At 59.8% G+C, this 22,475-nt stretch carries 27 protein-coding genes; 18 read left to right on the forward strand and 9 right to left on the reverse strand.

The annotated features are described in order from the left end of the window. Window position 1 precedes the first annotated feature (1 nt). Window positions 2-484: an RNA 2',3'-cyclic phosphodiesterase gene (gene thpR, locus ACN9MY_RS28610; protein ID WP_426336493.1), complete on the forward strand. Its 483-nt coding sequence runs from the start codon at window positions 2-4 to the stop codon at window positions 482-484. A gap of 21 nt (window positions 485-505) precedes the next feature. Here thpR and tcdA read toward each other — a convergent pair whose 3' ends face one another. Further along, a complete protein-coding gene (gene tcdA, locus ACN9MY_RS28615) occupies window positions 506-1,399 on the reverse strand; it encodes a tRNA cyclic N6-threonylcarbamoyladenosine(37) synthase TcdA (RefSeq protein ID WP_426319389.1) in 894 nt (297 codons plus the stop codon). A gap of 63 nt (window positions 1,400-1,462) precedes the next feature. Between tcdA and pdxH the strand changes: the two genes are divergently transcribed. The 9 genes from pdxH to ACN9MY_RS28660 all read left to right on the forward strand — a co-directional run bounded on the left by pdxH (window position 1,463) and on the right by ACN9MY_RS28660 (window position 10,580). After that, on the forward strand, window positions 1,463-2,647 hold the full coding sequence (gene pdxH, locus ACN9MY_RS28620) for a pyridoxamine 5'-phosphate oxidase (protein WP_426319390.1): 1,185 nt from the start codon (window positions 1,463-1,465) through the stop codon (window positions 2,645-2,647). A 30-nt stretch (window positions 2,648-2,677) separates the two neighbouring features. After that, window positions 2,678-3,886: a class I SAM-dependent methyltransferase gene (locus ACN9MY_RS28625; protein WP_426319391.1), complete on the forward strand. Its 1,209-nt coding sequence runs from the start codon at window positions 2,678-2,680 to the stop codon at window positions 3,884-3,886. A 352-nt stretch (window positions 3,887-4,238) separates the two neighbouring features. Continuing rightward, window positions 4,239-4,754 (forward strand): DUF4303 domain-containing protein, encoded by a 516-nt coding sequence (locus ACN9MY_RS28630; protein WP_426319392.1) that lies wholly within the window; start codon window positions 4,239-4,241, stop codon window positions 4,752-4,754. 511 nt (window positions 4,755-5,265) lie between these two features. Further along, window positions 5,266-6,105, forward strand: a complete 840-nt coding sequence (locus ACN9MY_RS28635; RefSeq protein WP_426319393.1) for an ADP-ribosylglycohydrolase family protein — start codon at window positions 5,266-5,268, stop codon at window positions 6,103-6,105. Next, entirely contained in the window at window positions 6,102-6,632 is a 531-nt protein-coding gene (locus ACN9MY_RS28640; protein ID WP_426319394.1) for a GNAT family N-acetyltransferase, read from the forward strand. Before ACN9MY_RS28635 ends, ACN9MY_RS28640 begins: the two co-directional genes overlap by 4 nt. A 97-nt stretch (window positions 6,633-6,729) precedes the next feature. Beyond that, a complete protein-coding gene (gene katG / locus ACN9MY_RS28645) occupies window positions 6,730-8,946 on the forward strand; it encodes a catalase/peroxidase HPI (protein WP_426336494.1) in 2,217 nt (738 codons plus the stop codon). Between the two features lie 156 nt (window positions 8,947-9,102). After that, window positions 9,103-9,621, forward strand: a complete 519-nt coding sequence (locus ACN9MY_RS28650) for a hypothetical protein (RefSeq protein ID WP_426319396.1) — start codon at window positions 9,103-9,105, stop codon at window positions 9,619-9,621. A 146-nt stretch (window positions 9,622-9,767) separates the two neighbouring features. Further along, on the forward strand, window positions 9,768-10,073 hold the full coding sequence (locus ACN9MY_RS28655) for a hypothetical protein (RefSeq protein WP_426319397.1): 306 nt from the start codon (window positions 9,768-9,770) through the stop codon (window positions 10,071-10,073). Between the two features lie 60 nt (window positions 10,074-10,133). Then, on the forward strand, window positions 10,134-10,580 hold the full coding sequence (locus ACN9MY_RS28660) for a hypothetical protein (RefSeq protein ID WP_426319398.1): 447 nt from the start codon (window positions 10,134-10,136) through the stop codon (window positions 10,578-10,580). A gap of 6 nt (window positions 10,581-10,586) precedes the next feature. On the opposite strand, the gene ACN9MY_RS28665 is transcribed toward ACN9MY_RS28660, so the two are convergent. Beyond that, on the reverse strand, window positions 10,587-11,135 hold the full coding sequence (locus ACN9MY_RS28665; RefSeq protein WP_426319399.1) for a 2OG-Fe(II) oxygenase: 549 nt from the start codon (window positions 11,133-11,135) through the stop codon (window positions 10,587-10,589). 99 nt (window positions 11,136-11,234) lie between these two features. Here ACN9MY_RS28665 and ACN9MY_RS28670 point away from each other — a divergent pair, with 99 nt between their 5' ends. Genes ACN9MY_RS28670 through ACN9MY_RS28690 form a run of 5 tightly spaced genes read left to right on the forward strand, consistent with a single transcriptional unit; the run spans window position 11,235 to window position 13,618 of the window. Further along, window positions 11,235-11,975 carry an NUDIX hydrolase gene (locus ACN9MY_RS28670; protein ID WP_426319400.1) on the forward strand — a complete coding sequence of 247 codons (741 nt, stop codon included), beginning with the start codon at window positions 11,235-11,237 and terminating at the stop codon, window positions 11,973-11,975. A gap of 4 nt (window positions 11,976-11,979) precedes the next feature. Continuing rightward, window positions 11,980-12,303 carry a hypothetical protein gene (locus ACN9MY_RS28675; RefSeq protein ID WP_426319401.1) on the forward strand — a complete coding sequence of 108 codons (324 nt, stop codon included), beginning with the start codon at window positions 11,980-11,982 and terminating at the stop codon, window positions 12,301-12,303. A gap of 14 nt (window positions 12,304-12,317) precedes the next feature. Continuing rightward, complete coding sequence (locus ACN9MY_RS28680) at window positions 12,318-12,749, forward strand: HD domain-containing protein (protein ID WP_426319402.1); 432 nt, start codon at window positions 12,318-12,320, stop codon at window positions 12,747-12,749. Beyond that, complete coding sequence (locus ACN9MY_RS28685) at window positions 12,746-13,192, forward strand: hypothetical protein (RefSeq protein WP_426165314.1); 447 nt, start codon at window positions 12,746-12,748, stop codon at window positions 13,190-13,192. The genes ACN9MY_RS28680 and ACN9MY_RS28685 overlap by 4 nt, the downstream gene beginning before the upstream one ends. A 21-nt stretch (window positions 13,193-13,213) precedes the next feature. Next, window positions 13,214-13,618 carry a cupin domain-containing protein gene (locus tag ACN9MY_RS28690; RefSeq protein WP_426319403.1) on the forward strand — a complete coding sequence of 135 codons (405 nt, stop codon included), beginning with the start codon at window positions 13,214-13,216 and terminating at the stop codon, window positions 13,616-13,618. 84 nt (window positions 13,619-13,702) lie between these two features. On the opposite strand, the gene msrA is transcribed toward ACN9MY_RS28690, so the two are convergent. Further along, the gene (gene msrA, locus ACN9MY_RS28695; protein WP_426165318.1) at window positions 13,703-14,227 is read right to left on the reverse strand and encodes a peptide-methionine (S)-S-oxide reductase MsrA; all 525 of its coding nucleotides are present in this window, start codon (window positions 14,225-14,227) and stop codon (window positions 13,703-13,705) included. 151 nt (window positions 14,228-14,378) lie between these two features. On the opposite strand from msrA, the gene ACN9MY_RS28700 reads away from it, so the two are divergent. Then, a complete protein-coding gene (locus ACN9MY_RS28700) occupies window positions 14,379-14,885 on the forward strand; it encodes a flavin reductase family protein (protein WP_426319404.1) in 507 nt (168 codons plus the stop codon). A gap of 36 nt (window positions 14,886-14,921) precedes the next feature. Next, window positions 14,922-16,100 (forward strand): acyl-CoA dehydrogenase, encoded by a 1,179-nt coding sequence (locus tag ACN9MY_RS28705; protein WP_426165322.1) that lies wholly within the window; start codon window positions 14,922-14,924, stop codon window positions 16,098-16,100. Between the two features lie 64 nt (window positions 16,101-16,164). Here ACN9MY_RS28705 and ACN9MY_RS28710 read toward each other — a convergent pair whose 3' ends face one another. Genes ACN9MY_RS28710 through ACN9MY_RS28720 form a run of 3 tightly spaced genes read right to left on the reverse strand, consistent with a single transcriptional unit; the run spans window position 16,165 to window position 18,661 of the window. Beyond that, window positions 16,165-16,599, reverse strand: coding sequence for a hypothetical protein (locus tag ACN9MY_RS28710; protein WP_426319405.1), 435 nt, complete (start codon window positions 16,597-16,599; stop codon window positions 16,165-16,167). A gap of 11 nt (window positions 16,600-16,610) precedes the next feature. Continuing rightward, window positions 16,611-17,159, reverse strand: a complete 549-nt coding sequence (locus ACN9MY_RS28715; protein WP_426319406.1) for a hypothetical protein — start codon at window positions 17,157-17,159, stop codon at window positions 16,611-16,613. Beyond that, the gene (locus ACN9MY_RS28720) at window positions 17,159-18,661 is read right to left on the reverse strand and encodes a hypothetical protein (RefSeq protein ID WP_426319407.1); all 1,503 of its coding nucleotides are present in this window, start codon (window positions 18,659-18,661) and stop codon (window positions 17,159-17,161) included. Before ACN9MY_RS28720 ends, ACN9MY_RS28715 begins: the two co-directional genes overlap by 1 nt. 30 nt (window positions 18,662-18,691) lie before the next feature. On the opposite strand from ACN9MY_RS28720, the gene ACN9MY_RS28725 reads away from it, so the two are divergent. Then, window positions 18,692-19,162 (forward strand): group II truncated hemoglobin, encoded by a 471-nt coding sequence (locus ACN9MY_RS28725; protein WP_426319408.1) that lies wholly within the window; start codon window positions 18,692-18,694, stop codon window positions 19,160-19,162. On the opposite strand, the gene ACN9MY_RS28730 is transcribed toward ACN9MY_RS28725, so the two are convergent. The 3 genes from ACN9MY_RS28730 to ACN9MY_RS28740 form a co-directional block, all read right to left on the reverse strand. Further along, window positions 19,140-20,267, reverse strand: coding sequence for an alpha/beta fold hydrolase (locus tag ACN9MY_RS28730; protein ID WP_426319409.1), 1,128 nt, complete (start codon window positions 20,265-20,267; stop codon window positions 19,140-19,142). The two genes, ACN9MY_RS28725 and ACN9MY_RS28730, sit on opposite strands and share 23 nt — an antisense overlap. 124 nt (window positions 20,268-20,391) lie before the next feature. Next, a complete protein-coding gene (locus tag ACN9MY_RS28735; protein ID WP_426319410.1) occupies window positions 20,392-21,072 on the reverse strand; it encodes an OmpW/AlkL family protein in 681 nt (226 codons plus the stop codon). 21 nt (window positions 21,073-21,093) lie between these two features. Continuing rightward, window positions 21,094-22,467, reverse strand: coding sequence for an SGNH/GDSL hydrolase family protein (locus ACN9MY_RS28740; protein ID WP_426319411.1), 1,374 nt, complete (start codon window positions 22,465-22,467; stop codon window positions 21,094-21,096). Window positions 22,468-22,475: the final 8 nt, after the last annotated feature.

Genomic DNA, 22,475 nt, shown 5'->3' on the forward strand with positions numbered 1-22,475 from the left:
ATTGTTTTTTGCGCTCTGGCCGGACGAGGATGTTCGCCAGGCTTTGCTGCGCCTGCAACAGCCGGTGCACGGGAGGCTGATTCCGCCCGAAAAACTGCACCTGACCATGGCATTTCTTGGCCAGCAGCCGGCGGAAGCCTTGCCTGTCTTGCTCGACATCCTGCATGCAACGCATGTGCCGCCGTTGCAGTTGACCGTTGATTGTTATGGCTACTTCAAGCGGCCGCAAATTGCCTGGGCGGGGATGAGTGCTGTGCCTGCCGGGCTGCTGGCCGCACAGGGGGAACTGATGGCGCGGCTGGAGGCGGCGGGGTTCAGCGCCGCGACGCATGGGGAATTCAAGCCGCACATCACGCTGGCGCGCGAGGCGAAGGAGGCGCCTGCGGATTTCAGCGGGGTGCCGGTGTTGTGGAATGTGCAGGGGCTTGCGCTGGTGGAGTCGATGCCGGATGGGCGGTATTTGCCGTTCGCCCAAAACCGGTAAAACGGTGTCTGACCCGCAGGGTCAGACACCGGGCTGCTGCGGCCGCGAGTCAGGTGTCTGACCCTGCGGGTCAGACACCGGTTTACCGGTTTCAGCCTGCTCAGCCAGTTTGCGCAGCAAATGCCCCGCCGCCACCATCCCAAACGTCGCGGTCACAACCATCGCCGAGCCAAACCCCGCGCAGTTGATACCGGTCAGCCCAGGCTTCGCAGCCTTCTCATCGCCATCGACAGTGCAAGCCTCCCCCGTCTCAGGAAACTTCAAAGGCTCCATCGAAAACACCGCATCGACCCCCAGCTTGTTCTTGGAATTCGGCGGATAGTTGTACTGGCTGCGCAAACGCCGCCGCACCTTCTTCAGCAAGGGCTCCTGCTCAGTCTTGGACAAATCGCGCACCTCGATCCGGGTCGGATCGGTCTGTCCTCCCGCACTGCCAATCACGATCAGCGGAATCTGCTTGCTGCGGCAATAGTGAATCAGCGCCGTTTTCGATTTGGCTGAATCAATTGCATCCACGACATAGTCGAATTGCTGCGCCCCCACCATCTCATCCAGGTTATCCGGCGTGATGAAATCCTCCACCTGCACCACTTCGCAGAATGGATTGATCTGGGCAATGCGCTCCGCCAGCGCGGTAATCTTGGCCATCCCGATCGTGCCGGACAAGGCCTGGATCTGGCGATTGATATTCGACTCGGCCACATTGTCGAGGTCAATCAGGGTCAGCTTGCCAATGGCAGAGCGCGCCAGCGCCTCCACAATCCACGAGCCGACGCCGCCCACGCCAATGACGCAGACATTTGCGCCACGGAAACGTGCGAGCGCTTTTTCGCCATACAAGCGGGCGATGCCGCCAAAACGGCGGTCAAAATCGATATCTTCCAGAACTGGATCAACTATTTGCGGGGAATTCATCCCGTCATTTTACCGGACCCGGGCTACAATGTTTTCTCTTGCCAAGTTCACCAGACCTGCACCATGAGTAACTCCTTGATCGATACCGCCCCCGGCTATGAGCAGCCGATCGCTGTCCTGAAACACTGCCACGACAAGATCCGCAAGCAATTGCAAACCTTGCAAAACCTGCTGAGCCACCTGCCGCAGCACGGCGCCGATGCCGCCGCCCAGCAGGCCGCCCAGGCCGTGCAAAAGTACTTCAACAAGGCTGCCCACCTGCACCACGCCGACGAGGAAAACGACCTCTTTCCCCTGTTGACGGCGGCGGCGCAAGGCGACGATTCGGCCCTGCTGGCCGAGCTGGGCCCGCAGATCCTCGCTCAGCACAAGCAGATGGACCAGGACTGGGCTATACTCGATTCGCAACTTGATAAGATTGCCAACGGTTCCAGCGCAGCCTTGAATGCCGCCGACGTAGAACGCTTCGTGCAAGCCTATACCTCGCATATGGAAACCGAAGAGGCGCACATCGCGCCCATGGCCAAACGGATACTCAGTCCCGCCCAGATGACCATCCTGGGCGAGGCCATGCAGCAGCGCCGCGGCATCCTGCCGGCGGCCATCGCCGGCGGAATCGCCCTGGCGGACCTGCGCATGGATTATGGCCGCGCCAGCCTGTCGGAAGCCGACACCCTGGCCGACCCGATTGCGCAGTTTGCCAAGTGGTTCAATGAAGCCATGAAGGCGCAGGTGAACGAGCCCAACGCCATGAGCGTGGCCACGGTCGGCAAGAATGGCCGCCCGAGTTCGCGCATCGTGCTGATCAAGCAATACGATGAGCGCGGCTTCACCTGGTACACCAATTACCAGAGCCAGAAAGGCCAGCAGCTCGCGGAGAATCCGCACGCGGCAATCCTGTTCTTCTGGCCCGAGCTTGAACGCCAGGTCAGGATCGAAGGCCGGGTCGAGAAAACCTCCGCCGAAGAGAGCGACAAGTACTTTTACAGCCGCCCGGTGAAGAGCCAGCTGGGGGCCATTGCTTCCCAGCAGAGCCGGCCGATCGCCAGCCGCGAAGCAATGGAAGAGAGTTATGCCGCCGTCGAGGCGGCCAGCGGCGGTCAGCCGCATCGGCCCGAGCACTGGGGCGGTTACCGCCTGGTCCCGGACCGCGTCGAGTTCTGGCAAGGGCGCGCCTCGCGCTTCCACGACAGGATAGTCTATGACTTGCAGGACGGTAGCTGGAAAAAGGAACGCATCCAGCCCTGATCCGTCCTTTCACAGGGAAGGGGCAGGCGCATGTTTGTACAAAACCGCATCAACAGCTGGATCAGCAGCATTGCCCCGCAAGTCGCCCTGCCCCTGAGGATCGAGCTGTGGAATGGCCGCAGCTTCGACTTCTCGCAAGAAGCGCCGCGCGTGACGATCCGCGTCCCCAGCCCAGCCGCGGCGCGCTACCTGCTCAAGCCCTCGCTCTCCAGCCTGGGCACCGCCTATGTCGAAGGCGCCATCGAAGTGACCGGACGCGCCGTCGACATGATCAAGGTGGTCAACGCCCTCGCCCGCAGCTCGCTGAATGACAGCAGCAGCCTGGCCCGCATCGCGCGCAGCTTCCACCACAACCGCAAGGGCGATGCGGAAGCGATCCGCTACCACTACGACGTCTCCAACGAGTTCTACCAGCAGTTCCTCGATCCGAACATGGTGTATTCCTGCGCCTACTTCGAAAATGGCGACGAGGACCTGGCTACCGCGCAGATCAAGAAGATCGACCATATCCTGGCCAAGATCCGGCTGCAGCCGGGACAGACGCTGCTCGATATCGGATGCGGCTGGGGCGCACTGGTGATCCGCGCCGCCCAGAAGTTCGGCGCGCGCTGCACCGGCATCACGCTGAGCGAAAACCAGCATGCGCTGGCGCAGGAGCGTGTGCGCGCCGCCGGGCTGTCGGACCTGGTCGAGATTCGCTTGCAGGACTATCGCGACGTGCAAGGCAGCTTCGACCGCATCACCAGCGTCGGCATGTTCGAGCACGTGGGCATCAAGCACCTTGTGGAGTACTTCGGGATTATCAACAGGCTGCTGGCCGACGATGGGCTGGTGATGAACCACGGGATTACGTCGACCGATCCGGATAACGGCGAGACACCGTATGGCGGAGGCGAGTTCATCGAGAAGTATGTCTTCCCGCACGGCGAGCTGGCCCACATCGGCCAAGTGCTGAAAGCCATGCAGCAAGGCCAGCTCGAGGCCTACGACGTGGAAAACCTGCGTCGCCACTACGCCCGCACCTGCGCCATCTGGACCGAGAACTTTGAAGAACACGAGGAGAAGGTGCGCGAACTGGCGGGCGACAAGCGCTTCCGCATCTGGCACGTCTACCTCGCCGGCTGCGCCTATGCATTCGACCAGGACTGGATCAGTCTTTACCAGATCGTGTGCGGCAAGGCGGGGCGGCATCCTTCTTCGTTTCCCTGGTCGCGGCGTTACATCTACGACGACCACTGATCCCGGCTGGCCGGTTGCACTCGGTTGGCTGGCCAGGTTCCCCTGTAACTCGTTCAATTCCTGCTCTTTGGCCTTTCCGCGATAAACTACCGCCGTTTGTGCAAACTAATCGCAGCATTTTCACAAGTGTACCGGCACAAGAAGTTGCGTCTTACGCTATTAGACGTCATGATTGTAATTTTGAACATGCCAGTATGACGTCTTATGCACGTTGTTAGGTTTATCTGTACGCGCCCATGGCAAGGCACTGGAAAGAAAAACCAGATCCGAGCAAGCACCGCGACTTTATGCGGGATTCACTTCGACGCCTACGGCGCGCCTGCATTAACGCGTTAAGCCGGCACTAAACTTTATGGACATCCAAGAAGAACTTCGCAAGTCGGTAGCGTTGGCAGTTCGTCGATCAGCCGCGACGCTAAAGACAGATGGCCCGCTATTTGGATTCGCACTTGCGACCGATGACGATGTAAGAACTCTTTACCATGTCGCGTGTACCGTCGACTGGGTTCGGGAAAATGAGCTGTCCTACCCTGACATTGGTTTCATCTTTGTCGAGTGGCCTGATTCCGCGCACGATGATCTTTTCTCTCCCATAAGTTCACGCTTGGCTACCCTATCCAATCAAACATCCATCGAACATGCCGCTTGGTCTTCCGCTAGAGATCAAAGATTCAATGCATTGGTACTGGCCCTGAAGGACTGTCGGGACGCAGGAATATTTGATGAGGAAACACTACTGGTTGTGGGCAGCACCGATCCAAGCGAACACCTTCAGGCTCTTGAGATGCGGGCAGCAAAGTTACTCAATAGATCCAAAATCATTAGCGAGTATGCGAGAGCAATTGGGTCGCCCATGGGGTCAACTTAACAATGCATTCAAGCCGACGCCCTGCCTCCACGCTGCGCGCTTCGGCTGCCAGTTACTAGCGAGATACGCAATCACTTATGGATACTCCTTACATTTGCCCCCGCTGTCGCTCGAACCAGTTTGGAGCATTCGTGCAAGGTGGCAGCTATTTCACTCGTTGTTTGAATTGCGGTGATGGTGGGCCAGTGACTAGTTGGCTCGCGTTGTCCGCTCGGCTTACCAGTGAAATACGCGCCGTAGTGGTGGATGAAAATCTCAACGAAATTGAGGTGTTGGGCCAAGCTGCGGGACCGCAAATCAGTAAGGTAATTTCGGAAGCTGCCTACCAAGGGAAGCTGGTCCGTCTAATGAAACCGATGTGACGCAAGTGCCCGCCCCACCCGGCCCAACTGAAGATCCTTGGCGTCACGCCGCAACCTTCCGATCACAGCCTCAACATTCCATTGCCATGACAGCGTGCTAGAATTTTCCGCCAAATCGCAGCATAAGGCCTTGTTTCGGGAGAGTGATCGTGTTGTTGGAAATTGCCTTTGGTGACGCCTATGGCGCAGGTTTCGAATTCTGCAGCCGCGAGAAGATTGAGCGCCACAATAATCTGGCTTCCTATGTGTCCCACGAGTGCGGGATGGCGCCTGGCCGTTATACCGACGATACGCAAATGAGCATGGCAGTTGCGGAAGTCCTGCTGGCATCCACTGACTGGACCAGCGATGCTTTCGCCGACGCGTTTGTTCGCTGTTATAAGCGCGATCCCAGAATGGGTTACGCCAAAGGCCTGCAAAGCTTGCTGGACGACTGTGGCAGCGGCATCGAATTGCGGAAAAAGATCCATCCAAATAGTGCCCGCAATGGCGCTGCAATGCGTTCGGTCCCATTGGGGCTTATCCCAGACAAGCATCTGCTATTGGCGACAGCTCGCGAACAAGCTGTGGTCACTCACGATACGCCAGACGGTATTCTGTCATCACAAGTTGTGGCATTGATGGCGCATCATCTGGTGCATGGACGCGCCACCCTCGAGGACTTGCCACGCATGATCCGAACCGATACTGGGTTCGAGTTGAGAACAGATTGGGCCGGCAAGGTCGAATGCGACGCCATCCAGACAGTGCATGCTATGAGTACCGCATTGCTCAGGAACAGGCGCATGTCCGACTTGATGCGCGACTGCGTGAATTTTGGTGGCGACGTCGATAGCGTGGCAGCCATTGCCATGGGGTTGGCATCGCTGACTGAGGAATATACGCCTGATGTTCCATCGCAATTGCGACTTGGCTTGGAATCCGGGAAGTATGGTTCAAATTTTCTGGCACAGCTGGATACGACTTTGGCTGCCCATTTCTCGCGATGAACTCCACCGCTCACCACATATCGCCACACGTCCAAGCCTTAAGCGCCGAACATGCGGCGCAATATCGCGCGCTTGTGTTGCACGGCTATGAGCAAGAGCCGGATGCTTTCACGGCTACGCCGGAAGAACGCGCTGGCTTGCCCTTGTCCTGGTGGGAGCAGCGCATCGGCGGCCCCGGCCAGGACATCATTGCTTTTGGCGCGTTCAACGATGCACAACTGATCGGCGTGGTGGCTGTGGAATTCTCAGTCCGGCCGAAGACCCGTCACAAGGCTCACTTGATTGGCATGTACGTGGAAAAGGTATGGCGCGGCAAGGGCCTCGGCCGCCAATTGGTGGATATCGCCCTCAACCAGGCCAGGCAGCGGCCTGGCCTGGCAGTCGTGACGCTGACCGCCACCGAGGGCAACGCCCCCGCCATCGCCCTCTATGAAGCAGCAGGCTTCCGCAGCTTCGGGATCGAGCCGATGGCAATACGAACCGCGACGGGATTTCGGGCAAAAGTTCACATGTGGCTCGCGCTATAGTGTTTACACTATCGATTTCATGAAAACAATCAATTAGATCAATCCATACTCTTGCTTTAGCCTAAGGTTTCCCTGACAACAACAAGGAGAAACCGTGATGAGCAATCGCAAACTCGCCGTGCTGGCCATGCTGGCAGGCCTTCTTCCACTCTTCGAACCGCAGCTCGCCTACGCCGCCGACAAGGTAGCCGGCGGGCAGAACTGGTGGCCCGAGAAACTGGACCTCCAACCGCTACGCCAGCATTCCCCCGAATCCAATCCCTACGGCGCAAACTTCAACTACGCCAAAGAATTCCAGAGCCTCGACCTGAAGGCAGTCAAAAAAGACATCAACACAGCCCTGACCAATTCCCAGCCCTGGTGGCCGGCAGACTACGGCAACTACGGTCCATTCTTCATCCGCATGGCATGGCACAGCGCCGGCACCTATCGCGTAGGCGATGGCCGCGGCGGTGCGGCCAGCGGCCAGCAGCGCTTCGAACCGCTGAATAGCTGGCCCGACAACGTCAGCCTGGACAAGGCGCGCCGCTTGCTGTGGCCAGTCAAACAGAAATACGGCCGCAAGATTTCCTGGGCCGACCTGATGGTCCTGGCCGGCAATGTGGCGATGGAAAACATGGGCTTCAAGACCATCGGTTTTGCCGGTGGGCGCACCGATGCCTGGGAAGCCGACAAGGTATTCTGGGGCGCCGAAAACAAATGGCTGGGCGCCGACCGCTTCAGCGGCAAGCGTGAGCTGAAAGGCGCGCTGGCCGCCACCCAGATGGGCCTGATCTACGTGAATCCTGAAGGCCCCGAAGGCAAGCCTGATCCGATCGCCGCCGCAGCCGATATTCGCCAGGCTTTCGGCCGCATGGCCATGGACGACGAGGAGATCGTCGCCCTGATCGCCGGCGGCCACACCTTCGGCAAGGCGCATGGCGCGCACAAGCCCGAAGAATGCGTGGGCGCAGATCCTGCTGGCGCCGCGCTGGAGCAGCAAGGGTTGGGCTGGCAGAACAAATGCGGCAAGGGTAATGCCGAGGATTCGGTGACCAGCGGACTGGAAGGCTCCTGGACCTCGAACCCTATTGCATTCACCACGCAATACCTGGACAACCTGTTTGCCTTCGACTGGGTGCAAAGCAAGAGCCCCGCCGGCGCCACGCAGTGGGTGCCAAGCACGCCGGATGCAGCGAACCTGACGCCGGATGCACACATCGCCGGCAAGCGCCACGCCCCGATCATGTTCACCACCGACTTGTCGCTGAAGGAAGACCCCGAGTTCCGCAAGATCGCCAAACGCTTCCAGCAAGATCCGAAGTTGTTTGCCGACGCCTTCGCCCGGGCATGGTTCAAGCTGACCCACCGCGACATGGGCCCAAGCGCCCGCTACATTGGCGCCGACGTACCGAAGCAGGCCTTCCTGTGGCAAGACCCGATTCCCGCGCCAAGCTATGCCGCCATCGGCAGCCAGGATGCGGCACAGCTGAAGGAGAAAATCCTGTCGTCCGGCCTGAGCACGCAGGATCTGGTCAAGACGGCGTGGGCCGCCGCTGCCAGCTACCGCGGCAGCGACAAGCGGGGCGGCATCAACGGCGCCCGCATCCGTCTCGCGCCGCAGAAGGATTGGGCGGTGAACGAACCTGAGCAACTGGCCAAGGTGCTGGCCAAGCTTGAAACCATCCAGGCCGATTTCAACAAGGCCCAGAAAGGCGGCAAGAAAGTCTCGCTGGCCGACCTGATTGTCCTCGGTGGCAATGCGGCAATCGAGAAGGCAGCGAAAGCGGGCGGCCATGCCGTGCAAGTCCCGTTCAAGCCGGGCCGCGCCGACGTGACCCAGGCGCAGACCGATGTCAAATCCTTCGCCGTGCTAGAGCCGAAAGCCGATGGCTTCCGCAACTACTATGACAGCGAGAGCAAGCTGTCGCCCGCAGAAGCACTGGTAGAAAAAGCCAACCTGCTCAACCTGACGGTGCCTGAAATGACGGTGCTGATAGGCGGCCTGCGCGCCCTCGATGCAAACTATGGCCACTCGGCCAATGGAGTGCTGACCAGCAAGCCGGGTACCCTGAACAACGACTTCTTCGTCAACCTGCTGGCCATGGACACCAAATGGAACAAGGCGCCCGGCGTGGACGGCCTGTACGAGGGCCGCGACCGCAGTAGCGGTGAACTGAAATGGAAGGCGACACCGGTGGACCTGGTGTTCGGTTCGAATTCGGAACTGCGCGCTGTGGCCGAAGTCTATGCTGCAAACGATAGTCGTGAAAAATTCGTCAGGGACTTCGTGGCCGCCTGGAACAAGGTCATGAACCTGGACCGCTTCGATTAAAGACCGCAGCCCTGTGGGGAGTGATTGAACAGAGCTCCCCGCAGGCATCCTCCGCCTGCTTACTGGCCTGCCGAACAGCACGCCGGAAACGCCGAGGTGACCAGTGCATAAGCGGCATGCTACCATTTGCAAAAAAGTTAATTTGAGCGTGAATCAATGTTCTGGAACCGCAACAAGAAACCCAAAGCCACTCCCGCCGAACCCAGGGAGCATCACTACGTCTTTGCCCACATCCTGGTGAGAGAAGTTTGCTCACAAGATCCGTTGCACTTTTTTGCTTTGGTCGCTTCGCCCGAGCAGGAACATTTCGTCGGATGGCTGTGGGAAATGACTGCGAAGCAGGTTGGCAGGCCAATCACCGACTTCGACGCGCGTCAGTTGGTAGTAAGCACCTTCCGGATTCAGGATTCGCCAACCGTTCTGCTGAAGATGCCGGCTCCAATAGCGGCGGCAGAGGCCCACATGGTTGCAGTTGTCCTCACCGACTTCCCCAAAGACGAGGCGTCGGAAAGCAAAGGAGGCTTCCGCTATTTCACCCTTGAGCACGGCGTGAACCTGGACGACTCGACCAGGACCGTCTTCTGCGAATGGGATAATGAAGGCCACAAGAACTTTGGCGATGGACCTTCGCCAACCGTTGAAGCCTTCGCAGCTGCTATTGAAGCGAGACTTTGATCCTTGAGCAAGCGCTGCATAGTCTTCGGCTCTAGCTGGATGGACCGCGCAAGTGAGCTTCAACACGGGACGGAGCCCTCAGCCCAATCTCGATGCCTACTGCGCGCTGAAGCCGTGATGAGCAACGCGTTATCTGAAAGATCAACATGAAGATGTATATTCTTGTTCGAGACGACATTCCGCTTGGCTTTGCCATGGTGGCAGTTGCGCACGCATCACTCGCGGGCTATCTGAAGTTTCAAGACTCTCCCGAAGTGAAGGAGTGGCTTTCTGGTCCGTTCTTCAAGGCCGTCTGCAAAGCCAATCCAAAGGAGTTCGAGAACGCCAAGCTCGTTCCGGACCACGTTGTCCTCACCGAATCTGCCCTTGGCAACCAGGAAGTCGCCATCGTTTTCAAGCCGCGCTCTGAATGGCCAAAGATGTTCAAGTTCCTGCGACTCTACCGTGCTTGACCCCTGCAGACCAAACGACGAGGCACGCACAATCGCCGTACCACCACTGGAAAGCCCGACTTGAGAGAAGTAAAGCGAGGGCAGTTGTTGCTGCTGACGGTATTTCTAATGTTGAACGGCCTCGACATCGTGCTGCTGCTTGGCCAGCTTTTTCACGGCAACGTTCAGCGCGCGTTACCTGTTTCGATCCGCTTAACGCTAACGCTTGTCTTGCTGTCCTATCTTTACAGGGGCTTCGTGTGGGCGCGCGTGGTTACCGGCGTGCTGCTTCTTGTCGCGACAATCTACGGCGCCGTTGCAGCGGCTTCGCTGCAGTCATGGGTCTTGTGGGCACTGCTTGCCTCGTATAGTTTCTCGCTGTATGTTGTATGCCTCTCGCCTTCAGTTCGAAAGTTCTTCGCAGCACAAAAAGCACAACGCACTCACATTCCGCAGGAAATCCCTGCCAACACCGGCAATGAACGAAATTTACGCATCGAAGCTTTCCGCAAGCAGCATGAAGGCTAAGACGATTTAGCTGGTCCTTTCATACATGACGTCAGACCTCAACACGTATTTGGTGCCCGCGCTGATCTCTGCCCCTTGGTGCGACTGGTTGTGCGGGAAGACCAGCAGCATGCCTTCCTGCGGGCGTACGGTCTCCCACCTGAACTGGGTGTCGCCGCCTTCGAAGCCGGCATTCAGGTAGATCAGGAACGTGAGCAGGCTCACCTCGTCCGGCGACTTCTCGAACGAGCCATCCTTGTGCCATTTGAAGTACTCACCGCGTCCGTACCGATAAAAACGAAAACGCTCGTTCAAGCCGCACAGGCGCCACTCTCCCATGGTCGCTGGGAGCAACGGCGCGGCACGCGTAAATAGCAACTCGGCCAGGCATGGATCGTCGAAGATCACCCGGTCGTTGTTGCGAATGTCCGTGCGCCGAACCGATCCCATAGGGAGATTGACTTCAGAGGGCTGGTAGCCCATCTGCTCGCCCATTGCGATGTAGTGATGGCATTCGGCTTCATCGAGGAATTGATTTACCGTGAAGACGCCAAGACCCAGTTGTTCTGCTTTCATGATGTCGCCTTATTTTCTTTGTTAGTGCAAATAATACACTAAGTTATTTTCTTTTGACACTAAGGGGATTAAAATGGCCGCCTATGAGCGAGGACATCAATGAGCAACCGCGAGACTGAGCAGGAATTTCTGCGGAAGTACAATATTCATGACTTCGACGTTCCGCTGACCAGCGTCGACCTGGTCATTCTCACGATTCGAGAAAATGCGCTGCACGTCCTGCTGGTACGCCGAGGCGAACACCCGCACAAGGGACGCTGGGCGCTGCCTGGCGGCTTCATCGACGTTCACCGCGACGCCGACCTTGATGCCACGGCGCTGCGCAAGCTACGCGAGAAGACGGGCGTCGAGGCGCCCTACCTCGAACAACTGCAAGGCTTCGGCAGCGCTACGCGCGATCCGCGCGGCTGGTCCGCGACCTTCGCCTACTTCGCCTTGATCGGATCGGACGGCGTGGAGCTGCACCATGGTTCCGGCAGCGACGCGGCCAGTTGGCATCCGGTGGATGGCTTGACGGCGAAAGATGCGCTGGCGTTCGACCACGCAACGATCCTCGACGTGGCCCTGCAGCGCGTGCGCAACAAGGTCGAGTACACGTCGATCCCCGTGCATTTGCTGGCGCCCGAATTCACCTTGTCGGACCTGCAGCGCGTGTACGAAACCATCCTGGGGCGCGCGGTGGAGAAGAGCGCATTCCGCAAGCGGATCAAGGAGGGCGATTTCCTCGAAGAGATTCCAGGCAAGCAGCGCCACGGCAGCAACCGGCCGGCCCAGTTGTACCGCCTTCGCGCCGGCCATCCAACGGTCTACTTCAATCGCGTAATGAGCGCTGGAGGTTGAGCCTATGTTGAAGCCTCGCGTGGTACGCTATCTGCGCCCACTCTCGTATGTCCCGATCTTCCTTGTAATCGCCGCGCTTGTTTGGGACAATTTTCGTCCCAGGGGACAAGCCTGTCCAAGCATGTCTTGCGTCGGACAAGGCCTGGGCGAGGCGATGGCGCTGATGTGCGCACTCGTCGTGGCAGTTATTCTGGGTGCTGTGCTCAACATCGCATCGTTCCGGCGCCAGGAATCGCCCAGGTCGACGCTGCGGAAGCTTGAACTTTGGCTGTTCGTGTCGCCGTTCATTCTGACGTTGGGACTCGTCATCCTTTTCATCCTCAGATAGCAGTAGGAGCCGCAATGTCTACCCTTGAGCGAGCCATCGAAATTGCAGCTGCAGCCCATGCCGGCCAAGCCGACAAGGCCGGCCAGCCCTACATCCTGCATCCACTGCGGGTAATGCTTCGCGTCTCTACCAATGACGAGCGCATGGCAGCGGTGCTGCATGACGTGGTGGAAGACACGCCGGTTACATTGGCGCAGTTGACAGAGGCCGGCCTTCCAGTTGAAGTAGTCGAAGCCATTGAGGCGCTTACCAAGCGCCCCGGCGAAACCAGGATGCAGGCCGCGGCACGCGCAGCATTGAATCCGATTGCACGCGTCGTCAAGCTCGCCGACAATGCGGAAAACATGGACCTGAGCCGCATCGCCAACCCGACCGAGAAAGACTTCGCGCGGGTTGAGGAATACAAACAGGTTCGCGCCCTCTTACTGAATTCGGATTCAAATTGACACGCACGCTGGACATCGCACTTGCCCTTGGCCTCGGAGCAGTACTGCTCACGGCAGTTTTCATCTTCGGTGATCCAGCCTATCTGGGTCCATGGTATTACCTGCTGGCCTGGGGCGGCGTGATCGGCCTGATCCAGATTGGCAAAGCACCTCCTTTGTCTACTTTGGGCGCTACGACTGCCTTGACTGTGACCCTCCTCGGCTACTGGGCATGGCAAGCCTCGCTGCCGCGACCAGAGGGATTGCTTGGACTCGGCCATTTGTTCTCACTGCCCGGCCTTGCGCTGGCGGCAGTCGCTGTTGCAGTGCTCGCGCGGCGCCGTGGCTTGAAGCCTGCCAGCGCTTTTGCCGCGACCTTCGCCGCATGTTCCGCAGGTTTCTGTATCGCGCAGTTCATTGTTTGCAGGACTGCCCTCTATTGCGGGGCGATCTCGGGAATGTGATTTGCTGAAGGAGTTTCCGCCATGAAGACTGCTGTTGGACCATTCAATACCGTCGAAACTTACCTGCACCTTGGCCCTGATGGAACTTCGGTGCCACTTGAAGTCAACGAATCGTTCTGGCAAGACTTGACTTCGGGCGCATTCGCCCACCTCGGGCCGGGGCGGCTGGTATCGACTTATGACTTCAGCGAGGACTGGGCAAGCTGGGAGCAGCACCCGGCCGGCGAAGAAATTGTCGCCCTGATTTCTGGCGCCATCCAATTCGTGCTGGAAGTGGATGGCGGCGAACGCAAGGTTGAGTTAGACCAGCCCGGTCAATTCCTCATCGTCCCACGCGGCACCTGGCACACGGCGAACATCGCGCGCCAGGCCAAGGTCCTGTTCATTACTCCCGGCGAGGGTACAAGCCACCGTCCAAGGGTTTGATGATGGCCATAGCATAGTTCAGCCCGAGATATGCGCCGAGTGAAATCGCTGCGAGCCTGACGGTGCCGGGCGGACGCCGGCTGGCTACTTGAGCTTCTCGGCGTACATCTTACGGAACTTGGCCACCTTGGGCGCCACCACGAAGGCGCAATAGCCTTGCAGCGGATGCTGGGCGAAGTAGTTCTGGTGGTAGTCCTCGGCCTTGTAGAACGGCGCGGACGGCGCCAGTTCGGTGACGATCGGCGCGTCCCAGACATGGGCCATCTCGGCGATCACCTGCCGCGCAGTGGCTTCCTGCTCAGGAGTTTCGTAGAAGATCACGGAGCGGTACTGGGTGCCAACGTCATTGCCCTGGCGATTCAGGGTAGTCGGGTCGTGAATGGTAAAGAAGATGACCAGCAGGTCGCGGTAGCTGACTTGGGCCGGGTCGAATTCCAGCCGCACCACTTCGGCGTGACCGGTTTCACCGGTACACACCTGTTCATACGTGGGATTCGGCTGCGCGCCGCCCATGTATCCCGATTCGACCTTGGTGACACCTTTCGCCTCCAGGTACACCGCCTCGGTGCACCAGAAACATCCACCGCCCAGGATTGCTACTTCAGCCATATCGCCCTCCTCACGTACCGGAAGTATTACTGTAGCGCAAATCGGCGCGCACTGCTCAAAAAGTGCCGCCTTAGCTAAAATCCCCGTCGCTTTCGCCAAAGGTTAGACTATCGTTCTTTGGCATAATCTCTTTGAAACAAACAGGTCCCGCATGAATACCAGCTCCCCACGCGCCGCCTCGCGCGAATTCGACAGTGTGCATTTTCGCCAGGCACTGTCGCAATTTGCCACGGGTGTGACCGTGATTACCACGCGGCTCGCTGATGGCAGTTTCCGTGGCTTGACGGCCAGCTCCTTCAATTCCGTCTCGCTCGACCCGCCATTGGTGCTGTGGAGCCTGGGCACCGGCGCCAACAGCCTGCCCATATTCAGCGGTAACTCGCACTATGTGATCAATGTGCTGAGCGCCGACCAGGCCCATTTGGCCAAGCTGTTTTCGACCCGCACGGAAGACCCGTTCGGCACGGTCGAATTCGAGCTGTCGCGCACCGGCCAGCCGGTCCTGAAGGGCGCCACGGCGTGGTTTGAATGCCACAACCGCAGCCGCTACCCGGAGGGCGACCACGTGATTTTCGTGGGCGAGGTTGAACATTGCGAGTTTGCCGGGAACGCACCGCTGGTTTTCCACGGCGGGAAGTTCCGCGACCTGTTGAAATGATTGATTTTTTATAAACAAAGAGAGACAGGAAGCATAATGAGCAAAGCCGCATTCCACTGGGACGATCCCCTGCTGCTGAACGACCAGCTGACCGACGACGAGCGCATGGTGCGCGACGCCGCCGCGGCTTACTGCCAGGACAAGCTGGCGCCGCGCATCCTGGAAGCCTTCCGCCACGAGCAGATGGACACTTCCATCTTCCGCGAAATGGGCGAACTGGGCCTACTGGGCCCGACCATCCCTGAGCAATACGGCGGCCCTGGCCTGAACTACGTGGCTTACGGCCTGATCGCGCGCGAAGTGGAACGTGTCGATTCCGGCTACCGCTCGATGATGTCGGTGCAGTCCTCGCTGGTGATGGTGCCGATCTATGAATTCGGCACCGAAGCCCAGAAACAGAAATACCTGCCAAAGCTGGCCACCGGCGAATGGATCGGCTGCTTCGGCCTGACCGAGCCAAACCACGGTTCCGATCCAGGCTCGATGATCACCCGCGCCAAGAAGGTGCCAGGCGGCTACTCGCTGACCGGCTCCAAGATGTGGATCACCAACTCGCCGGTAGCCGACGTATTCGTGGTGTGGGCGAAGGACGATGAAGGCGCGATCCGCGGCTTCGTGCTGGAAAAAGGCATGAAAGGCCTGTCGGCTCCTGCGATCCACGGCAAGTTCGGCCTGCGCGCTTCGATCACCGGCGAAATCGTGATGGACGAAGTGTTCTGCCCTGAAGAAAACGCCTTCCCGGACGTACGCGGCCTGAAAGGCCCGTTCACCTGCCTGAATTCGGCCCGCTACGGCATCGCCTGGGGCGCGCTGGGCGCGGCGGAAGCCTGCTGGCATACCGCCCGCCAGTACACGCTGGACCGCAAGCAGTTCGGCCGTCCACTGGCGGCGAACCAGCTGGTGCAGAAGAAGCTGGCCGACATGCAGACCGAAATCACCCTCGGCCTGCAAGGCTGCCTGCGCCTGGGCCGCATGAAGGACGAAGGTACTGCCGCCGTCGAAATCACCTCCATCATGAAGCGCAACTCCTGCGGCAAGTCGCTGGACATCGCCCGCGTAGCGCGCGACATGCTGGGCGGTAACGGCATCTCCGACGAATTCGGCATCATCCGCCATATGGTGAACCTGGAAGTGGTCAACACCTACGAAGGCACGCACGACATCCACGCCCTGATCCTGGGCCGCGCGATGACTGGCATCCAAGCCTTCCAGTAAATAAATGGGGACGTACCCCATTTATTAAGCAAGCCCCGCTGCGAGCGGGGCTTATCGTTTGTGCTCAGATTGGCTGCGTCAGGAAGTTCAGATTGGCCGCCGCTGCAGTCTTTCCTTTCGTCGCGCCCTTCTTGCTGTCCGTCGACAGCTTCTGCCAGCGATCGACGAAGTCCGATAGCGCGTGCATCAGCGCGACTTGTCCCTGCGACTTGGCGATGATCTCGCCGAGCTCCTTGTGCAGGCGGCTCGATTCATCCACGATCTTCTGCGTCGGCGATTCAGTCGACACCGGGCCAAAGCGATGCATGAACGCTTCATGCGCTTCGCGCAAGCGCGCAATCATGTTGGCCATGTCGAGATAGGCTGCCGCGGCTGAGGCACGGGCGCCATCGGTGCTGCCAGGGTCGGAGGCAGCGTCTTCGAATTCATTCTGCTTCGCTTTCAGCCGCCGCAGGGAGTCGAAGTAGTCCAGCATGTATTGTTCGGTGAGTGACGCCATCTTCGCCTCCATTAGTCATTGGCTTTCTTTTCTGCTTCTTCAATTTTCTTTTTGCCGTCTTCAACGCTGTCCTTTACAGCCTTGATGAAAGCCTGCAGTTCGCTGCGCCGGATATCCCAGCCGAGTTCCTCTCCCATTTCCGCCAGCCTTGCCTGGGCAGTGCCGGTGGCGCTGCGGCTGTTTGGAATTGGCGTCAACAGGGCCGCCACTTCTGCTTCGTTCCTGGCGTTGGTATCCGAGTATTCGGCCTGGATCAAGGCCAGTCCTTCAGTATTTGCAACCAGGTTGTCGATCAGCGTTGCCGACAGCTTGTCGCCCGCTGCAACACGCGCCTGCAAGTCGCGCTGCTTTTCGCGATCGATGAAGGCGATTGCCTTGCGCTGGGCGAGCAGGGACTCGGCGCGGGCATCCAGGGAATTTTTTTCCACACGCCGGAATTCGCTCAACGAGGATTCAAGTTGGGCAATCAGGCCGACGCCGTGGTTTGCCTGCTCCATCGCCGGCTTTGGCGTTGAACATCCGCACAGCGCCAGCGCTACAGTCATCAAGAGGAAACGCATTACTGAACTCCTTTCGCGATGAACAGCAATGCAATCGAGTTCACCAGGCTTGTAATGTCTTCCTTGCGCACACCCGCATCCCCATATTCCGCGAGCTGGTTGACGGTCGACGAGATCAGCACGTTCCACTGAGCGATATTCCCCTCCGCGTAAGCGATGGCGCGCTCATGGTCGAGCGCATTGCGCTGGATATCGGTCTTGTTCACTTCCGCCGCCAGGCGCCCGTTGGCATCGAGGTAGGAGGCCGCACTCTTCCAGACCTTGGTCTTGTCTTCAAAGGCCTTGCCGGAAGTGGCTTTCGCCGTTTCGACCGGCGCCAACGCAGCCCGAACCTGCATCTCGGCCATCTCTGCGCTCACAGCCTGCAAGGCTTGATGACCATAGCTCAGCGAGCGAAGCTGCTCGAGCTGCCAGTTCATTTTCGACTCGAGCAACTGCAATTCCATTGCCTGTAGTTGGGCGTCCTTGGCGGCGGCATCGGCTTTGGCCTGCTCGAGATTGCGCAGCAAAAGCACGGCAGCCAGGCGCGGCTTCTTCGCATCAGCAAGCGCCACGCGCGACTGGTCGAACCATTCAGCAAGGCTGGCCAAGGCAGCACCGGTCGCACCGCTCTCGCCCTTGCCGTCGACGTTTCCCGCCAACGAAGCCAGAGCCGTATCAAGCGCCTTCACCCTTTGCTCCGACACGAACTGGCGCGAGACCGGGTCCGGCAGCTTCTCGATCTTTGCCAGCGCTTCACCAAGCTCTCTGGCGATGGATTTCAGCTTGTCTTGCGCAAGCGATGGATCGGCGGAGAGCTTTTCCAGTTCCCCGCTGTATTCCTTCGACAGTTTCGTCACCTGGTTGCGGGCCGCGAGGCTGGCCGATTTTGCGCCACCGATTGCTGCGCGGGCATCAGCCGCCGCTTTCTGGGTAATCGCCAAGGCACCGGCCTTGAACGCGAAACTGGAGCCGGCAGTCAGGGCGTCGCCGGTGCATTCATCGGCGGCACTCATCCAGGCTGCGCGCAAGTATGCCGGCGCGCCAGCATGGGACTGCGCCCAGTCGTCAAACGACTGCTTCGTCAAAACACCGCAAGCAGGCATCTCGACACCTGCACGCGTGAATTCGATTTCAGCGTCATGCAGGTTGCTCTTCGCCCTCGCCTCCTTCTTCAGGGCGGCGGTCCAGGCGACAGCAACTTGCGGCGAACCGGCCAGCGCCACCAACTGCTTCTCGATCGGGTCCTTCAATTGCGCTGCCACAGTGCCTTCAAAAACCATGGAGCGAATCAGGGCATCACGCCTCGCTTTCTGCAGCGCCTCTTCTGTCCTGAGCTGTTCGGCCAACAGCGCTGCCTCCCCCTTGCGCGCGGCGCCAAGCTGGGCGCCGATGTCGACCGACTTCCAGGCTTCCTTGACGGCCTCGCCCTGCTTGTGCCGCGTTTCGCTATACACTGCACAACCGGTGAGGCTGAAAAATGCCGGCAGCAAGGCGGCAAAACATATCGTTCGAAATTGCAAGCTACTCTCCTCCTCTAAAGGACCGACACCATGCCCCAGGATCACGTTCCAACTTTGTACGAATGGGTTGGCGGCACCGAAGCGCTGAACCGCTTGACCACTCGTTTCTACCAGCACGTCAAGGCCGATGTACTACTCGGCCCAGTCTTTGCCCATATGGGCGACCATCATCCCGCACACGTCGCGGCCTTCCTCGGCGAAGTGATGGGCGGCCCCACAGCATATTCCGAAGCACATGGCGGCCACGCACACATGATCCGGCAGCACCTCAACCGCCACTTATCGCAGGAACAGCGCCGCCGCTGGGTGGCGCTGCTGCTGGAGACCGCCGATGAACTGTCGATGCCGGATGATCCTGAATTCCGCTCGGCCCTGGTGGGCTACCTGGAATGGGGATCGCGGCTGGCCGTCATCAACTCCCAGCCCGGTGCGACGGTCGATGCCGACCAGCCGATGCCGAAGTGGGGCTGGGGCGAAGTCAAGGGGCCGTATAACCCTTAGTACTGCGCTTGCCCTCCTTCAGCGCCAGCGGGCGCACGTAAGTGAGCAGGCTGGCCAGCGTCTTGCCCGGTTCTTCCCACGGCATCATGTGGGCTGAATGTTCGAACCAGACGCTTTGCTTGTACGGCGCCTTGAGCTGCGCCATCCATTTCACCACTGGCTCGGTCGGCGTGGTGTAGTCATGCCGGCCGAGGAACATCACCACCGGAATCGGGAACTTCCTGATGGTGGAAAAATCCACCTCCGTCCACTCTTTCAGCACGGTGCCGAGTGTCATCTGGCTGCCTTCGCCGATCGCCTCCCAATCGGCCTGGTCGTACTCGGGCGACAGCATCGGCGCACGGAAGTAATACACCGAATCGCTCTTGTATGCGCTCAGGCCACCGTAATACTGCGGCCACTTGCGGGCAATGATGATGCGCTCGCGCGTAATCGGCTCGTTTCCGGGATACGGCGCGATGGATTCCATTTCCTTCAGCGCTTCGGCGTTGTTGTGCTTTCTGGCCTGCTCGATGCCGAAGTCATAGCTGATCCGTTCGTTCTCGCGCATGTTGGCGATCTGGCCGATGCCGACGTAGGCATGGAACAGGTCCGGCCGCTTCAGCACGGCGCGTGTGGAAACCACGGTGCCCCAGCTATGGCCGACGATGATCAGCTTGTCCTTCTTGTACTTGGCGCGCAGGTGCTCCGCCACTTCGATCGCATCGTCGACGAAGCGGTCGATGCGCAAGGTGCCAGCCACCGCATCCTTGTCGTTGGCACGCAGGGTCTTGCCGACGGCACGCTGGTCGTAGTGCGCGACGGTGAAATACTCCTCGATGGGACGCTGCCATTGCCAGGTCGTCGGCATGGCCGGCGAGGCCGGCCCCCCGTGCACGAACAGGATCATCGGGTTGGCTTTGTCCTGGCCGCGCACATTGATCCACTGGTCGATGCCGCCGATTTGGGCCTTGTAGGTTTCCTGCACGCCTTCCGGTGCGACAATGCGGGTCAGGTCCTCCACGGCGGCGCGGGCGCGCATGCAGGGCGGCGATTCGGCGCAACTCTGCGCCACGGCGGCTGTACTGAGACACAGGGCAGCAAAGCCCAGCCAGACTGTTTTCATGCGGGTTCCTTTCGACAAATGGATTTGCGAAATGCGCGATGATAATAGTGCAATTTTTGCATCCCTGCTTGCCGCAGGGACGAAAAAAAAAGCCGCCTTGCGGCGGCTTTGGGAGATGCTGGGCTTAGAAGTGATAGCCGACCGACAGGCTGACTGCCAGCGGATCCAGCTTGATGTCCAGCGTCTGGCCGGTGGAGAAGTGGGCAGTGGTCTTGAGCTTGGTCTTGACCACGTTCACGTCGGCGTAATAACGCTCGCCCAGCTTGGCGGTGGCGCCGAGCACCAGGCTGCCGGCGTGTTTTGCATCCAGCGAGTAGGTGGCAGGCTCGCCACCGGTGTTCAGCACGGCGGTCAGCTGGGCGGAGCCAGTCTCCTTGCGGAAGTAGGCGTAGGTGTAGCCAAGGCCAACGTAAGGACGCACCGTCGCATTCGGCTCGAACATGCGGTACTGCAGGAAGATGGTCGGCGGCAGCGCTTCGGCGGTACCAAGCTTGCCGGTGCCTTCGATCGAGCCGGCGCCGTACAGGGTGTGCTTGTACGGCACGCCCAGCATCAGCTCAGTGCTCACGTTATCGGTGATCATGTAGCCGACGCTGAAGATCGGCTTGGTGTCGGAACCCACCTCGGCCTTGATGCCTGGCTTGGAAGGTGCGGTGACGTCGCCGGAAGTGACGTCCGGCGAAATGCGGTTGACGCCGACCTTTGCCAGCCATTCACCCTTGGATTGCGCCGATGCGCCCGATGCTGCGCCCAGCGCGGCCATCACGGCCAGCAGCTTTACAGCGGTGTTGATGCGTTGTGTCATTGTGTCTCCATTATCCTTTGATTACAGCCAGCCCCTGGCTACCATTTTTTCCGAAACATAGCGTGCCAGCAGCAGGTGCAGGAACGGGGTCGGGTGCACGGTGTCGGCGTAGGAATAGTGGCTGACGTCGCCGGCCTTCAGGTTGCTGGCGTTGCAGCCCAGCGAATTGCCCAGCGGGTTCTTGGCAGGCGTCAGGTCGCAGGCGGTGTCGGTGACGTTGGTCAGGCCATACGGCGCCGGATTGGTTGCCTGGTCGTGGCTGACGCTGAACGTATCCACCAGCAGGATCTTGGCGTCGCCCGACAGGCCGGCCGACAAGGTGTCGTTGAAGGCCTTGACCATGCTGTCGATCAGGGCACGGGTGCTGGCCGATTGCGCCAGGCCGGACGGGGTGTTGGCGATGTCCGGCATATTGTTCACCACCACGAAGTTGGCGCCGTTGGCCACGATCTGGGTCTTGACCAGTGCCACCAGTTCAGCGCCCGCCTTGGCGATGTTCTGCACCAGGATCGGCGCTTGCGCGGTGGCGTAGTCGGCACCGGCCTTGGCGCCTGCGGCAGTCGCATCAGCCTGTGCCTTGACGACCATTGGGCCGTAAACGCTTGCCGAGACGGCGGCAGTATTGCCAGCCGAGTAGGCGGCAGTTACAGCGGCCTGCACGATGCTGGCGCTGGTGCTGCCGGCGCGTGCGGCTTCGGTGGCGATGGCCAGCGAGATGGATTGCACTGCAGTGGCTGGATCGGTGGCGCCGGCTGCCAGCTGGGTGGCCAGGCTTGTCGCGAAGACGGTGCTGCCTGCTGCCGTGCCGGCGGCGGTAGCGCCAGCCGACAGTTGCTCAAGGCCGATCAGCACGTCGTTGTTGCCGCCCATGACGTAGACGATTTCATCGCCCTTGAATTTGCCGCCCACGGCAGCCAGGTGGTTCTTGACCTGGGTGACGATCGGCACGGTCAGCGCACCGAGCGGGCTGCCGGTCAGTTTGTTGCCGGGGCCGACAGGATTGGTCACACGAGCGCCGCCCTGCGCATAGCCATAGCAGCCTGCCTTGGCTTGCACTGGTACGCTGAAGCCCTTGGCCGCATCGCCATCGAGGCCGGTCACGGCCGGGCACGGTGCAGGCAGGCCGACTTGCGCGGCCATCAGCTCGGTCCAGTTCTTGCCGGTCAGCGCCGGATTGGATTTGGTATTGTCACCGTTGATGGTGAAAGTGCCGCCGCCGATGGCTTGCACGGTGCCGACCTTGTAGGTACCGACGTCCGACAGGCTGTCGCCGAAAGAAACCTGGGCAGAATATTTGAGTTTAGGGCTTTGGTCGCCTGGGCGTGGGTCGCTGCCGCCGCAACCGGCAATAACTGCCGCTGCCATGACCGTCATGGCAAGTTTGAAATGACGCATTGTGTCTC

Source organism: Pseudoduganella sp. R-31 (assembly GCF_049913235.1).
Lineage (GTDB): Bacteria > Pseudomonadota > Gammaproteobacteria > Burkholderiales > Burkholderiaceae_D > Rugamonas.